We start from the raw sequence: 13380 nt of genomic DNA on the forward strand, positions 1-13380 counted from the left end.
AATGGTCGAAAAATATTTGCGCAAATAGCCCCAAAAGCTGCGCCAGAGTGTCGCGGTGACCGGTCGGTATCACTATACTGACTCCCCGTTTGTGCACCGCTTCAGTGCATTCGGCTGGAGCGTGTACGCCCTATCACACTCCAATCAGAGCCAAGGTAACAATGAGCCTGTTTTCCGCTGTCGAGCTGGCACCCCGCGACCCTATTCTGGGCCTCAACGAAGCATTCAACGCCGACCCACGTACCGACAAGGTCAACCTGGGCGTAGGCGTGTATTGCAATGAGGAAGGCCGCATTCCGCTGCTGCGCGCCGTGATCGAAGCCGAAACCCAGCGTGCCGCCCAGCACGCTTCGCGCGGCTACCTGCCGATCGACGGCATCGCCACCTACGACCAGGCTGTGCAGAAGCTGCTGTTCGGCGCCGAGTCGCCACTGCTGGCCGCCGGCCGCGTGGTCACCGTGCAGGCCGTCGGTGGTACCGGCGCGCTGAAGATCGGTGCCGACTTCCTCAAGCGCCTCTCGCCCAATGCCGTGGTTGCCATCAGCGACCCTAGCTGGGAAAACCACCGTGCGCTGTTCGAATCGGCCGGCTTCCCGGTGCAGACCTACCGCTACTACGATGCGCCGACCAACGACGTCAACCGCGCTGGCATGCTCGAAGACCTCAACGCCCTGCCATCCGGTTCGATCGTGGTGCTGCACGCCTGCTGCCACAACCCGACCGGTGTCGACCTGAACCTGGACGACTGGAAGAACGTCCTGGAAGTGGTCAAGGCCAAGGGCCACGTGCCGTTCCTCGACATGGCCTACCAGGGCTTTGGTGACGGTATCGCCGAAGACGCCTTCGCCGTGCGCCTGTTCGCCGAGTCGGGCCTGGAGTTCTTCGTTTCCAGCTCGTTCTCCAAATCGTTCTCGCTGTACGGCGAGCGCGTCGGCGCACTGTCGATCGTCACCGCCTCCAAGGACGAGAGCACCCGCGTGCTGTCGCAGGTCAAGCGCGTGATCCGCACCACCTACTCCAACCCGCCAACCCACGGCGCAACCATTGTTGCCACCGTGCTGAACAGCGCAGAACTGCGCCAGATGTGGGAAACCGAACTGGCCGAAATGCGCGAGCGCATCCACGGCATGCGCAAGCAGATGGTATCGCTGCTGGCCGAATACGGTGCAAACCGCGACTTCAGCTTCGTTGGCCGCCAGGTCGGCATGTTCTCCTACTCGGGCCTGACCGTTGAACAGGTCACCCGCCTGAAGAACGACTTCGGCATCTATGCCCTGGACACCGGCCGTATCGCGGTGGCCGCGCTGAACCAGAGCAACATCCACGTGGTGACCAAAGCGATCGTGGAAGTGCTGTAACTCATTGTTTTGCCTGGGGGTGGGTTGACTTCTCCCGGGCAATCAGTAAGATACGCGCAGATTCCGCGATAGCTCAGTCGGTAGAGCAAATGACTGTTAATCATTGGGTCCCTGGTTCGAGTCCAGGTCGCGGAGCCAGACATTGAAGAAGCCCCCGGATGCGCAAGCAACCGGGGGCTTTTTCGTTGTTCAGCGGAAGTATGTCAGCGCCTGGTAGATCGAGCGCCGCCCGCGCGGCGCATCGCGAGCAAGCTCGCTCCTACATTTGTTTCGGGCCAATTATTCCTGTGGGATTTGCGCGCGAACGTCTCAGTGCATGACTCGATGTCGCGCAGTACAAACAAGGCGGTCGCGCGTGTCCGCTACAGGAATACTGGCCCGAAACAAATGTAGGAGCGAGCTTGCTCGCGATGCGCCGCGCGGGCGGCGCTCGATCTACCAGGCAGCACACCCCTCAAGACATGCCTCTTGCAGCCCCACCCCCCTCAACCACTGCGCCCAATCGGGTAAAACGCCCCCCGGCTCCACACCCCAAGCCATTCCTCCCCGTCGATCACATGCGGCACCGCCAGCTCCACCAGTTGGTAAAACACATTGCGATGTATCAGCGCCTCCAGGTTGCTGCGCATCAGCACATACGGTGATGGCTCCTGCGTCAGCGGGTCGATCACCACCCGCAGGGGGTTATCCGGCCCCGCCTCGACCTGGTCCTCGACATTGCTGGTAAAACGCAGCACCTGCTGCTCGCCTTCGCCCTGCACTTCCAGCAACACGGCCACGAACGGCGCATCGTCGACACGAATGCCGACCTTCTCTACCGGGGTAATCAGGAAGTAGTCATCTCCGTCGCGGCGAATGATGGTAGAGAACAGCCGCACCATCGGCTTGCGCCCGATCGGCGTGCCCAGGTAGTACCAGGTGCCATCGCGGGCGATGCGCATGTCGATGTCACCACAGAATTCCGGGTTCCACAGGTGCACCGGCGGCAGCCCCTTGGCCTTGGGGATCTGCGCCAGAAGGTCATTGGCCTTGCCGGAGTTGCTCATCACGCTTGCCTCATTCACTCATGCCCAGAAGGCTACGAGCGTACTCGCGCATCGGCGCACCAAGCAAATCCTCCGGGGTGTTGTCGTGGAACGTCAACAAACCGCCACGGCTCTTGATGCGTGCGGTGTCGATCAGATAGCGGGTACTGGTTTCGATCAGCATCATCTGCACCACGCCAGTGTCCCAGCCCAAGCGGTCGACGGCCTGCTCGTCATACCACTCGTCACCATTGCCGATGCGATCGTCGGTACGTGCGAAGCGCGTGTACAACACGTAGTCCGCACCTACCGAGCGCGCCTGGGCGATGGCCTCTTCGAGGCCCAGCGGGCCCTGGGCGCGCCGTACCATCGGGAAGTATTCGACGAAGCTCTTGAAGGCCTGCTGGGCCACTGCATTCTGCCGAGGCACCGGCCCCTCGCCCGGCGGCACGAATGCACCCTGGCCAATGAAGATGAACGAATCAGGCTGCAGGCGGATCGACAAGGTGCGACGAGTTTCGCTGTGGTCCAGCAGACCGGCATCGCTCATGTGATAGCGGACGCCTTCGCCCATATCGCTGACATTCATGCAGCCGCCCAGCGCCATCAGCGCCAGCAGCAAGACCAGGCTACGCATCTTTCCTCCAGTGGCCGGCGACGAAAAACCGGCGAATAGCCGGCGGATGCAGCTTTTGCGCCAGCTTCAGCCACCGATCACTTTCATGACGGTCACGCCGCCGGAAAAGGCCACGTCCTGCTTGTCAGCCAAAGCCTTGACCAACAACCGCTGCAAGGCCGGCAGCGCCTGATGACGCGGTTTTTCCAGCAGGTCGCCGACGAAGTGCCGGTTACCTGACGACAGGCAGCCATGCAGCCAGCCCGTAGAAGACAGGCGCAACCGCGAGCAGGTACGGCAAAACGGCACGCTTTCGTTGGCAATGACGCCGAAGTGGCCCCTGCCGGGGATGTGGTAACGCATGGCAGTGGCGTCCAGCGGCGCATTCACCTGGGCGTAGGCATGCTGGCCGCCGATCAGCGCAAGCAGCTGGTCGAGGCCTACAAACTGCTGGAGGAAGGCGTTGCGATCGTGAGAGAGGTGGCCCATGCGCATCAGTTCGATGAAGCGCAGCTCGAAGCCGCGCGCGAGGCAGTAATCCAGCAGGGGCAGTACCTGATCAAGGTTTTTCCCGCGCATCGGCACCATGTTGACCTTGATTCGCATACCCAGGGCGCTGGCCTGCTCCATTCCATCCAGCACAGTGCTCAGGTCGCCGCCACGGGCAATCTGGCGGAAAGCCAGCGGGTCGAGGGTGTCGAGGGAAACGTTCAGCCGACGAATCCCGGCCGCCTGCAGTTGCGGCAACTTGCGCGCCAGCAACTGGCCGTTGGTGGTCAGCGAGACGTCATCAAGGTCGAGTTTGGCCACGGCAGCCAGAAAGGCATCCAGGCGCGGGCTGACCAGTGGCTCACCGCCAGTAATCCGCAGGCGCTCGATGCCGGCGGCTTCGATCAGGTAGGCCACGCCACGGGCCAAGGCATCCGCCGACAGCTCGTCCTGCGCCGCCACCAGCCGCTTTCCGTCAGGTACGCAGTAGGTACAGGCGTAGTTGCAGGCAGCCGTCAGGCTGACGCGCAGGTTGCGAAAGCGCCTGCCTTGACGATCGACAATCATGAATGACTCCGGCATGGATGAAGGGGCCGGCAAAACCTGACTCATAAATCAGGTTTTTGCAAGCCCCAATGCGCAATGCCGAATTTCCAAACGATAGCCAAACGCTTCGGGCTGCACTGCCGCGCAGCGAACGCACGACGCCGTTTCGCTAAATGCTCAGTTCGAGGGTTCCGGGTCGCGCTTGCGCTTGTTGCCCATACGCACGCCAATGTCCATCAGGAACTGGAAGAAGCCTTCCTGGTCTTCCAGTACGTTGCTCCAGAACGGCGAGTGGTACAGCGCCACAGCGCCGTGCACCAGCGCCCAGGCAGCGCAGTAGTGGAAATACGGCGGCACGTCTTCGAGCTTGCCTTCGCTGATACGGCCCTTGATCAGCTGGGTCAGGCGGTCGAAATTGGAGGCACGGATGCTGTGCAGCTGCTCGACCATTTCCGGCACCTGATTGCCCTTGACCACCTTTTCTTCAAGGCGGTCGAACAGCCGGTAGCGTTGCGGGTCGCGCATGCGGAACTCGAAGTAGGCGCGCGACAGCGCTTCCTTGTCACGGTCAACGTCGGCCGAGTGCAACAGCTCGTTCAGGTCACGCTCGTAATCGAGCATCAGGCGCAGGTAGATCTCCGCCTTGGACTTGAAGTGCTTGTAGATCGTGCCTTTGCCGATGCCCACGGCGTCGGCGATCATCTCGACGGTGACGCTGTCTTCACCTTGCTCGAGAAACAGCTTGAGCGCGGTATCGAGGATTTCCTGTTCGCGACGGCGAAACTCACGGACCTTACGAGGTTCTTTCTGCATGGGAAGGACTGGATGACAATCGAAGCGGTTTATTATGCCTAACTTGCGGGAAATTGCACGGATCATCCACGCATGTCTGTGTTTCACGATGCATACGGCCATGCGCTGCGGGAGGAACGAAACGTTGGCGTATTCCAAATCTGTTTAAAAAACGTCCAATATGCACTGGCACTGCGCCAAACCTGACCAATACTTGAAGTGTTGGCGCGGCGCATCCCCCCCAGTGGCGCGCCGATAAAGGTGCTCAGGGACCGCGTACCTTTGTTTTACTCCTAATGGTCTTAACCCGGATTCCTCCCCCAGAACCCGGGTTTTTTTTGTGTTTTTGTGGGGAGGATGGTGTGACGGCTGTCAGGTGCGTGCCTCACACAATCTCTAACCCCGGTAAATCAAGCCACCCGCGCCAATGGGAACAATCGCTTGAAATTTGCCGTGGTCTGCTCCGCCAACTGCTCATAACTGGCCCCACGCAGCGAAGCCACATACTCCGCCACCTCCCGCACATACTGCGGCAGGTTCGGCTTGCCCCGGTGCGGAATCGGCGCCAGGTAGGGCGAATCGGTCTCCACCAACAAGCGATCGACCGGCACCTGCCGCGCCACTTCCCGCAAGGCATCGGCATTGCGGAAGGTAACGATGCCCGACAGCGAAATGTAATAACCCAGGTCCAGCGCGGCCTTGGCCATGTCCCAGTCCTCGGTAAAGCAGTGCAGCACGCCAGCCTGCGGCAGGTTGGCCTCACGCAGCAGCGCCAGGGTATCGGCGCGCGCCGCCCGGGTATGCACGATCACCGGCTTGCCGGTCTGCCTGGAAGCCTCCAGGTGCAGACGGAACGAGGCCTGCTGCAGCTCGGCAGCCTCCGGCTCGTAGTGGTAATCCAGCCCGGTTTCACCAATCGCCACCACATGCGGGTGGGCCAGTTCGCGCAACAACCATTCCAACGCCGGGGTTTCGCCAGGGGCCAGGTCCAGCGGGTGCACGCCCACCGAGCAGTCGACGTCAGCGTACTGCTCGCTCAGCGCCTTCACTGCACCCGCATTCTCGGCACTGACGCCAATGCACAGAAAATGCCCGACCCCACGCTCACGCGCCGCCTGCAGGGCAGCGTCGAGGGAGCCCTGGTGAGCAGTGAGGTCAAGACGGTCGAGGTGGCAATGGGAATCTACGAGCATGGGATAACGGCACACATGAAAAATGGAAAATCAGCGGGCACCCGGCAGTTGCAGCCAGTGAGCCAGCAGCGATTCAAGCAACAAGGCGCGGTTGAGGTTGGCCTTGCCCAGTACCTTCTGGCGCTGTTCGAGGATCCATGCCTGCACCTCCAGCACCTTGGCCTGGCGGCTCTTCTGCGCCAGGTATTGCACGACCTTGCGCATATCGGCCAAGCCTAACCCTTCTTCGTCCTGGGTCAACTGGTAGCGCAGGATCAGGTGCGTCCAATCGCAGAACCAGTCGAACAGCAGCAACAACGGCACACCGCTCCAGGCATCGGCCAGCTGGCTGGGCGATTGCTGCTGCTTGAGCAGCTTCTTCACCCCATCGGCCACCAGCGCGCGTTGCTCGCGAACCCCCTGCGCCTGCAGGCTGACCGCCATCAATGGCGAACCTGCCGCCAGCGTCAGCAGCTCATCGCGCTCGACCTCGTCGCAGTCGGGTAACGCGCCAGCCAGCCATGCCTGGCTCTGGGCCAGACTGGGCTGCGGACAGGCCACCTGCTGGCAGCGGCTCTTGATCGTCGGCAACAGACGGCTGGGCTGGTGCGTCACCAGCAACAACACGGTATCACCGGAAGGTTCTTCAAGGCTTTTGAGCAGGGCGTTGGAGGCGTTGACATTCATCGCCTCCACCGGCTCGATCAACACCACCTTGCGCCCGCCCAACTGCGCGGTCTGCACCACAAAGGCCACCAGCTCGCGTACCTGGTCGACCTTGATCGGCTTGTCAGCCTCCTCCGGCTCGAGGACGAAGTTGTCCGGGTGGCTGCCGGCCTTGAGCAACAGGCACGACTTACACGCCCCACAAGCGTCCAGGCCCTGCGGCTGCTGGCACAACAGGCGCGCCATCAGACGCTCGGCCATGGCTCGCTTGCCAATACCCTGCGGCCCATGCAGCAGGTAAGCGTGGGCGTGGCGGCTGCGACCGGCCAGTTGCTGCCACAGCGCCTGCTGCCAAGGGTAGGCCTCAGCCACGGCAACGCTCCAGAATGCCTGGCAGCAGAGCGTCGATGTCACGCTGCACCGCCTCCAGCGATTGTGCCGCATCAAGCAGGCTGTAGCGCTGTGGCGCGCCCTGGGCGCGCTGCAGGTACGCCTGACGCACCGCCTCGAAGAAGACCTGCCCTTCCTGCTCGAATCGGTCCAGGCGACCACGGGCGGCGGCGCGGGCAAGGCCCACTTCCACCGGCAGGTCGAAGACCAGGGTCAGGTCCGGGCGCAGGTCGCCCTGGACGAATTGTTCCAGAACCGCGATACGCTCGACCGACAAACCACGACCGCCGCCCTGATAGGCATAGGTGGCGTCCGTGAAACGGTCACACAGCACCACAGCCCCGCGGGCCAGCGCCGGGCGGATGACCTGCGCCAGGTGCTGGGCGCGGGCGGCGAACACCAGCAGCAGCTCGGTGTCGGCCGCCATGCCTTCGTCGCTGGGCGTCAGCAACAGTTCACGCACCTTTTCCGCCAGCGGCGTACCGCCTGGCTCACGGGTCAGCACCACGTCCAGGCCGTGCTCGCGCAGGCGCGCGGCCAGGTAGTCGCGATTGGTGCTCTTGCCCGCGCCTTCGGGGCCTTCCAAAGTAATAAACAAGCCGCTCACAGGCAGTCCTTAATGTTGTTCGTCAGGCGTCGGCCGCTCGGCCGCTTGCGCACCGCCGGCAGGGGCATCCTGCGCGGGCGCTTCATCGGGGGCTGGCTGCGCAGTTGGCTCATCCGCTGCTGACGGGTCCGCTGCTGGGGGCTCAGGGCGCTGCGCATCGTCGGCGCCCGATGCCTGTTCGGCATCATCGGCACCTGGCTTGGCCTCTTGCTGCGGCGCGGGGCTGGAGCGGTAGTCCGACCGGCGCTTGAGCTGGAACTCGCGCACTGCCGAATTGTGGTCGTCGAGGTCGTCGGAAAACACATGGCTGCCATCGCCGCGGGCGACGAAGTAAAGACTGGTGCCATTGGACGGGTTCAGCGCCGCGTGAATCGCCTCGCGGCCGACCATGGCGATCGGGGTCGGCGGCAGGCCGGTCATGGTGTAGGTGTTGTAAGGCGTAGGCTCGCGCAGGTCCGCGCGGGTGATCCTGCCGTTGTAGCGCTCACCCATGCCATAGATAACCGTCGGGTCGGTCTGCAGCATCATACCCAGGCGCATGCGCCGCACGAACACGCCGGCGATCTGCCCGCGCTCCTGCGGAATGCCGGTTTCCTTTTCTACCAGGGAGGCCATGATCAGCGCCTGGTACGGGTCACGATACGGCAGGTCGGTGGAACGCTCGGCCCACTCCTTGGCCAGCACTTCGTCCAGACGCATGTAGGCCTGCTGCAGCAACTCGACATCGCTCATACCCCGCACGAAGCGGTAGGTGTCGGGGAAGAAGCGGCCTTCGGGGAACACACCGGTATGGCCGAGCTTGTCCATGACCTCGGCATCCGACAAGCCCTCCAGGGTATGCTTGATCTTTTCATGCTTGGCCACGGCCGCACGCACCTGGCGGAAGGTCCAGCCTTCGACCAGGGTGAGGTTGTACTGCACCACGTCGGCACGGCGCCAGGCGTCGAACAATTGCTCGACGGTCATGCCAGGGGTAAGACGGTACTCGCCGGTGTGCAGGGGGGTGCCGGCCATGTTGAAGCGCCAGTACAAACGCAACCAGACAGCGTCGTCGAGCAACCCTTCCCTTTGCATGCTGTAGAACATGCGGTTGGGGTTAGTGCCATTGGGCACATCCAGCAGGCGTTCCTGCGTGATGTGCAGGGGCTGCTCCAGGACCGAGTTGACCTTCCAGGCCGACCAGCCAAACGCCAGACCGGCAAGGATCAAGCCCATTTCCAGCAACAGCAGGAATTTACGTCTCACGAATTCAGGTTTCCAGTAACGTACGGGCAACGGCCTGCAGTTTACGAGTGAGCGGGCCCGGCGACCAGTTTAGCGCGGCTACGCCACGCACGGGCCAAATGCCGTAAACGCTATTGCAAACAAATACTTCATTCGCTTGCTCCAGCGCCTCGAACGACAGGTCGCAGACCTGTACCGCAATACCCAGCAGCGGGGCCTGTTCCAGCAGTGCGGCACGCATCACGCCCGCCACGCCACAACGGCTAAGGTCGGCGGTAAGCAGCACGCCATCGCGCACCAGAAACAGATTGCTGTATACCCCTTCGATCACCCTGCCCTGCGCGTCACGCATCAGGCCTTCGGCATGGTCGCTGTCCTGCCATTCGGCACGGGCCAGCACCTGCTCCAGGCGGTTAAGGTGTTTGAGGCCGGCCAGCAGTGGTTGTTCCCCAAGCCGGGTATGGCAAGGGAACAAACGCACGCCATGCTCAGCATGCTCGACAGGATAACGGGGTAATGGGCTGCCTTGCAGGATACGCCGCGGCGCTGCATCGACAGCTGGCGCATAGCCACGCTGGCTATCGCCACGGGTAAGGATGAGTTTGACGACACCCTCACCCAGCTGGCTGGCGTAGCGCAGCAGCTCGTCGCGCACCAGCGCCAGATCGGCGTTGATCGCCAGGCGCTGGCAGCCCAGTGCCAGGCGTGCGAGGTGGCCGTCCAGCAAGCTGGGCCGGGCGCCTCGCACAGCGATGGTTTCGAACAGGCCATCGCCATAGGCCAGGCCGCGGTTCTGCAGGTTGAGTGCAGTCGCCGGCTGGCCGTCGATCCAGCTGTGCATCAGCCGGCAAACCGGCGGAATACCAGCGAGCCGTTGGTGCCGCCAAAGCCGAACGAGTTGGACAGCACCACGTCGATCGGCATGCTGCGCGCCTGGTGGGGAACGAAGTCGAGGTCACACCCCTCGTCCGGCTCGTCCAGGTTGATGGTCGGCGGGGCCATCTGGCTATTGATGGCCAGCACGCTGAAGATCGCCTCCACCGCGCCCGCGGCGCCCAGCAAGTGACCGGTCATCGACTTGGTCGAGCTGACCGCCAGCTTGTAGGCATGCTCGCCGAACACGCGCTTGATCGCCGCCACTTCGGCCACATCGCCCGCCGGGGTAGAAGTGCCGTGGGCGTTGATGTAGCTGACTTCTTCCGGCTGGATACCGGCATCGCGCAAGGCGTTGGCCATGCAGCGGGCAGCGCCCTCGCCAGAGTCGGGTGGCGAGGTCATGTGGTAGGCGTCGCCGCTCATGCCAAAGCCAACCAGCTCGGCATAGATAGTCGCACCGCGGGCCTTGGCGTGCTCGAGCTCCTCGAGCACCAGGGCTCCGGCACCGTCGGACAATACAAAGCCGTCACGACCCTTGTCCCACGGGCGGCTGGCCCGGCTGGGTTCATCGTTGCGGGTAGACAGTGCGCGCGAAGCGCCAAAACCGCCCATGCCCAGACCACAAGCGGCCATTTCGGCGCCACCGGCGATCATCACGTCAGCCTCACCGTAGGCGATATTGCGCGCGGCCATGCCGATGCAATGGGTGCCAGTGGTGCACGCAGTGGCGATGGCATAGTTCGGCCCTTGCAGACCCAGGTGGATCGACAGGAAACCGGAGATCATGTTGATGATCGAACCCGGCACGAAGAACGGCGAAATGCGGCGCGGCCCTGAATCGTGCAGGGTGCGGCTGGTTTCTTCGATGTTGGTCAGACCACCGATACCCGAGCCCATGGCCACGCCAATACGCTCGCGGTTGGCATCGGTGACCTCCAGGCCGGCATTACGCACGGCCTGGAAACCAGCCGCCAGGCCGTACTGGATGAACAGGTCGAGCTTGCGGGCCTCTTTGGCCGACAGGTACTGCTCAACCTCGAAGCCTTTCACCGAGCCGCCAAAACGGGTGGAGTAGGCAGACAGGTCCGTGTGTTCGATCGGACCGATGCCACTGCGGCCAGCCAGAATGCCCTGCCAGGTGCTCGGTACATCGGTACCCAGTGGCGACAGCATACCCATACCGGTGACCACGACGCGTCTACGCGACACAGTACTCTCCTTTTCTAATAACAGAGTCTCTTGCCATTGCATTCAAGTGCTGGAATGAAATGGCAACAGGCTCTTGGTGCTCGGTGAACGAAGCCGCCTGAAAAATGCGAGGCGCTCGCAAAGAAAAAACCGCACGCCAGCGAAGGCAGTGCGGTTTTCCCCGACAAGAAACGTCGACTGTAGCGTCTTAGGCCTGGTGGGCTTTGACGTAGTCGATGGCAGCTTGAACGGTAGTGATCTTCTCGGCTTCTTCGTCAGGGATTTCGGTCTCGAATTCCTCTTCCAGAGCCATCACCAGTTCAACGGTGTCAAGCGAATCGGCACCCAGGTCATCGACGAAGGACTTCTCAACAGTCACTTCTTCTTCCTTGACGCCCAGTTGCTCGGCGACGATTTTCTTGACGCGTTCTTCGATGGTGCTCATACCTAGTTTTCACTCCTAATGGATATATGTCAGGCAGCTGGCCGGTGGCTAATTTTATAGAAAGACGTTCGCTTTTCAAGCAAAACGCACCTTCAGGCTAGTCACCACACCCGCTGCCTGGAATCTGGTTGCAGCTTTATAACGGATTTTAGGCTCGCAGTATGACTCTTTTTTTACGAAACCCGTCACATTGAGTTGCAGTATTACATGTACATCCCGCCGTTGACCGGCACGGTAGCGCCGGTCACGTAGGCGGCGCCGTCGGACGCCAGGAACGAAACCACCTTGGCAATTTCGTCAGCCTGGCCCAGGCGGCCCAGCGGAATCTGGGTCTGCAGGGCTTCGCGCTGAGCTTCTGGCAGCTCGCGGGTCATGTCGGTATCGATGAAGCCTGGGGTCACCGAGTTGACGGTGATACCACGCGAACCCACTTCACGCGCCAGGGCGCGGCTGAAACCTTCCAGACCGGCCTTGGCAGCCGCGTAGTTGGCCTGACCTGCGTTACCCATGGCACCAACGACCGAGCCGATGCTGATGATACGACCCCAACGCGCCTTGGTCATGCCACGCAGCACGCCCTTGGACAGACGGTAGAGGCTGTTGAGGTTGGTGTCGATGACATCGAACCACTCGTCGTCTTTCATGCGCAGCATGAGGTTGTCGCGGGTGATACCGGCGTTGTTGACCAGGATGGCCGGCGCACCGAACTGCTCGCCAATGGCGGCCAGTACGGCTTCAACCGATTCGGCGCTGGTCACATTCAGCTCCATGCCGGTGCCGGTGATGCCGTGTTCTTTCAGGGTGGCAGCGATGCGCTCGGCGCCGGACGCCGAAGTGGCGGTACCGATCACGGTCGCGCCCTGGCGGCCCAGCTCGAGGGCGATGGCCTGGCCAATGCCACGGCTGGCGCCGGTAACCAGTGCAACTTTACCTTGCAGGCTCATGCAAGCTTCTCCAAATCAGGCCAGTGCCGCGCGGGTGGCAGCAACGGAGTCAGGGGTGTTGAGGTTGTAGGTGGTCACGCCGTCGGCGCAACGCTTGTTAAGGCCAGCCAGCACCTTGCCCGGGCCACACTCGACCAGGTTGACCGCACCGTTGGCGGCCAGGGTCTGCACGCACTCGACCCAGCGTACCGGCTGGTACAGCTGTGCCAGCAGGTCGTGCTTGAGGGCATCGAGGTCGGCGGCGACGGCTGCAGTGACGTTCTGCACCACCGGAATCTGCGGGGCCTTCCATTCGATGGCATTGACCGATTCGGCAAAGCGCTCGGCGGCTGGCTTCATCAGGGCGCAGTGCGACGGGACGCTCACCGCCAGTGGTAGGGCGCGCTTGGCACCTTTGGCCTTGCACAGCTCCATGGCGCGGTCTACCGCCGCCTTGTTACCGGCGATGACCACCTGACCAGGCGAGTTGAAGTTCACGGCGCTGACCACTTCATCTTCAGCGGCTTCGGCGCAGAGTTCCACGACCACAGCATCGTCCAGGCCGAGAATGGCAGCCATGGCGCCGTGACCGGCCGGTACGGCTTCCTGCATCAGCTGACCGCGGCGCTCGACCAGGCGAACGGCATCTTTCAGGCTGATGCTGCCGGCGGCGACCAGGGCGCTGTATTCGCCCAGGCTGTGACCGGAAACGAAGGCCGGCTTGGCACCGCCCTCTTCCAGCCACAGGCGCCACAGTGCGATGGACGCAGTAAGGATCGCCGGCTGGGTCTTGTCGGTCTGGTTAAGTTGCTCTTCCGGGCCGTCCTGGACCAGCTTCCACAGGTCGTAGCCGAGCGCTTCGGACGCTTCCTTGAAGGTTTCGATGATCACTGGCTTCTCGGCGCCGAGCTCGGCGAGCATGCCCAGCGACTGGGAACCTTGACCGGGAAAGACGAATGCGAGGGATGCAGACATTGAACAAGCCCTTATGATCTTGTCGTCGGATAGTGTGCGCCAGGCCCGAGGCCAGGCGCGGAATCTGAAAACTTGGATGGAAACACAG

At 62.4% G+C, this 13380-nt stretch carries 14 protein-coding genes and 1 tRNA gene; 2 read left to right on the forward strand and 13 right to left on the reverse strand.

Annotated features, from left to right (window positions below; genetic code table 11):
• Nucleotides 1-161: 161 nt before the first annotated feature.
• On the forward strand, nucleotides 162-1358 hold the full coding sequence (locus ACF8FB_RS20135; protein WP_010952990.1) for an amino acid aminotransferase: 1197 nt from the start codon (nucleotides 162-164) through the stop codon (nucleotides 1356-1358).
• A 62-nt stretch (nucleotides 1359-1420) separates the two neighbouring features.
• Nucleotides 1421-1496, forward strand: a tRNA-Asn gene (locus ACF8FB_RS20140).
• A gap of 347 nt (nucleotides 1497-1843) precedes the next feature.
• Here the strand turns inward: ACF8FB_RS20140 and ACF8FB_RS20145 are convergent.
• From ACF8FB_RS20145 to fabD, 13 genes are all read right to left on the reverse strand, one after another.
• Nucleotides 1844-2404, reverse strand: coding sequence for a DUF1285 domain-containing protein (locus ACF8FB_RS20145; protein ID WP_392510322.1), 561 nt, complete (start codon nucleotides 2402-2404; stop codon nucleotides 1844-1846).
• Nucleotides 2405-2414: 10 nt separating this feature from the next.
• Nucleotides 2415-3020: a DUF4823 domain-containing protein gene (locus ACF8FB_RS20150; RefSeq protein ID WP_010952988.1), complete on the reverse strand. Its 606-nt coding sequence runs from the start codon at nucleotides 3018-3020 to the stop codon at nucleotides 2415-2417.
• 66 nt (nucleotides 3021-3086) lie between these two features.
• On the reverse strand, nucleotides 3087-4055 hold the full coding sequence (locus ACF8FB_RS20155) for a GTP 3',8-cyclase MoaA (protein WP_392510323.1): 969 nt from the start codon (nucleotides 4053-4055) through the stop codon (nucleotides 3087-3089).
• A gap of 156 nt (nucleotides 4056-4211) precedes the next feature.
• Nucleotides 4212-4847 (reverse strand): TetR/AcrR family transcriptional regulator, encoded by a 636-nt coding sequence (locus tag ACF8FB_RS20160; protein WP_003247170.1) that lies wholly within the window; start codon nucleotides 4845-4847, stop codon nucleotides 4212-4214.
• A 389-nt stretch (nucleotides 4848-5236) separates the two neighbouring features.
• A complete protein-coding gene (locus ACF8FB_RS20165) occupies nucleotides 5237-6019 on the reverse strand; it encodes a TatD family hydrolase (RefSeq protein WP_010952986.1) in 783 nt (260 codons plus the stop codon).
• A 30-nt stretch (nucleotides 6020-6049) separates the two neighbouring features.
• Complete coding sequence (locus ACF8FB_RS20170; protein ID WP_392510324.1) at nucleotides 6050-7036, reverse strand: DNA polymerase III subunit delta'; 987 nt, start codon at nucleotides 7034-7036, stop codon at nucleotides 6050-6052.
• Entirely contained in the window at nucleotides 7029-7661 is a 633-nt protein-coding gene (gene tmk, locus ACF8FB_RS20175; protein WP_392511748.1) for a dTMP kinase, read from the reverse strand. The genes ACF8FB_RS20170 and tmk overlap by 8 nt, the downstream gene beginning before the upstream one ends.
• A 9-nt stretch (nucleotides 7662-7670) precedes the next feature.
• Nucleotides 7671-8906 carry an endolytic transglycosylase MltG gene (gene mltG, locus ACF8FB_RS20180; RefSeq protein ID WP_392511750.1) on the reverse strand — a complete coding sequence of 412 codons (1236 nt, stop codon included), beginning with the start codon at nucleotides 8904-8906 and terminating at the stop codon, nucleotides 7671-7673.
• Between the two features lie 4 nt (nucleotides 8907-8910).
• A complete protein-coding gene (gene pabC / locus ACF8FB_RS20185) occupies nucleotides 8911-9726 on the reverse strand; it encodes an aminodeoxychorismate lyase (protein WP_010952939.1) in 816 nt (271 codons plus the stop codon).
• On the reverse strand, nucleotides 9726-10970 hold the full coding sequence (gene fabF, locus ACF8FB_RS20190) for a beta-ketoacyl-ACP synthase II (protein ID WP_010952938.1): 1245 nt from the start codon (nucleotides 10968-10970) through the stop codon (nucleotides 9726-9728). Before fabF ends, pabC begins: the two co-directional genes overlap by 1 nt.
• Before the next feature lie 187 nt (nucleotides 10971-11157).
• On the reverse strand, nucleotides 11158-11394 hold the full coding sequence (gene acpP / locus ACF8FB_RS20195) for an acyl carrier protein (RefSeq protein ID WP_010952937.1): 237 nt from the start codon (nucleotides 11392-11394) through the stop codon (nucleotides 11158-11160).
• Nucleotides 11395-11597: 203 nt separating this feature from the next.
• Nucleotides 11598-12338, reverse strand: coding sequence for a 3-oxoacyl-ACP reductase FabG (fabG, locus tag ACF8FB_RS20200; RefSeq protein ID WP_003247160.1), 741 nt, complete (start codon nucleotides 12336-12338; stop codon nucleotides 11598-11600).
• Between the two features lie 15 nt (nucleotides 12339-12353).
• Entirely contained in the window at nucleotides 12354-13292 is a 939-nt protein-coding gene (gene fabD, locus ACF8FB_RS20205; RefSeq protein WP_392511753.1) for an ACP S-malonyltransferase, read from the reverse strand.
• Nucleotides 13293-13380: the final 88 nt, after the last annotated feature.

The organism is Pseudomonas sp. yb_2, assembly GCF_043103905.1.
Lineage (GTDB): Bacteria > Pseudomonadota > Gammaproteobacteria > Pseudomonadales > Pseudomonadaceae > Aquipseudomonas > Aquipseudomonas alloputida.

Excerpts from the sequence above, each read along its gene's own strand:
- ACF8FB_RS20155 (WP_392510323.1), bottom strand. The coding sequence starts at position 4,055 with ATGATTGTCGATCGTCAAGGCAGGCGCTTTCGCAACCTGCGCGTCAGC.
- ACF8FB_RS20165 (WP_010952986.1), bottom strand. The coding sequence starts at position 6,019 with ATGCTCGTAGATTCCCATTGCCACCTCGACCGTCTTGACCTCACTGCT.
- fabG (WP_003247160.1), bottom strand. The coding sequence starts at position 12,338 with ATGAGCCTGCAAGGTAAAGTTGCACTGGTTACCGGCGCCAGCCGTGGC.
- acpP (WP_010952937.1), bottom strand. The coding sequence starts at position 11,394 with ATGAGCACCATCGAAGAACGCGTCAAGAAAATCGTCGCCGAGCAACTG.
- ACF8FB_RS20150 (WP_010952988.1), bottom strand. The coding sequence starts at position 3,020 with ATGCGTAGCCTGGTCTTGCTGCTGGCGCTGATGGCGCTGGGCGGCTGC.
- ACF8FB_RS20135 (WP_010952990.1), top strand. The coding sequence starts at position 162 with ATGAGCCTGTTTTCCGCTGTCGAGCTGGCACCCCGCGACCCTATTCTG.
- fabD (WP_392511753.1), bottom strand. The coding sequence starts at position 13,292 with ATGTCTGCATCCCTCGCATTCGTCTTTCCCGGTCAAGGTTCCCAGTCG.
- pabC (WP_010952939.1), bottom strand. The coding sequence starts at position 9,726 with ATGCACAGCTGGATCGACGGCCAGCCGGCGACTGCACTCAACCTGCAG.
- ACF8FB_RS20145 (WP_392510322.1), bottom strand. The coding sequence starts at position 2,404 with ATGAGCAACTCCGGCAAGGCCAATGACCTTCTGGCGCAGATCCCCAAG.
- ACF8FB_RS20160 (WP_003247170.1), bottom strand. The coding sequence starts at position 4,847 with ATGCAGAAAGAACCTCGTAAGGTCCGTGAGTTTCGCCGTCGCGAACAG.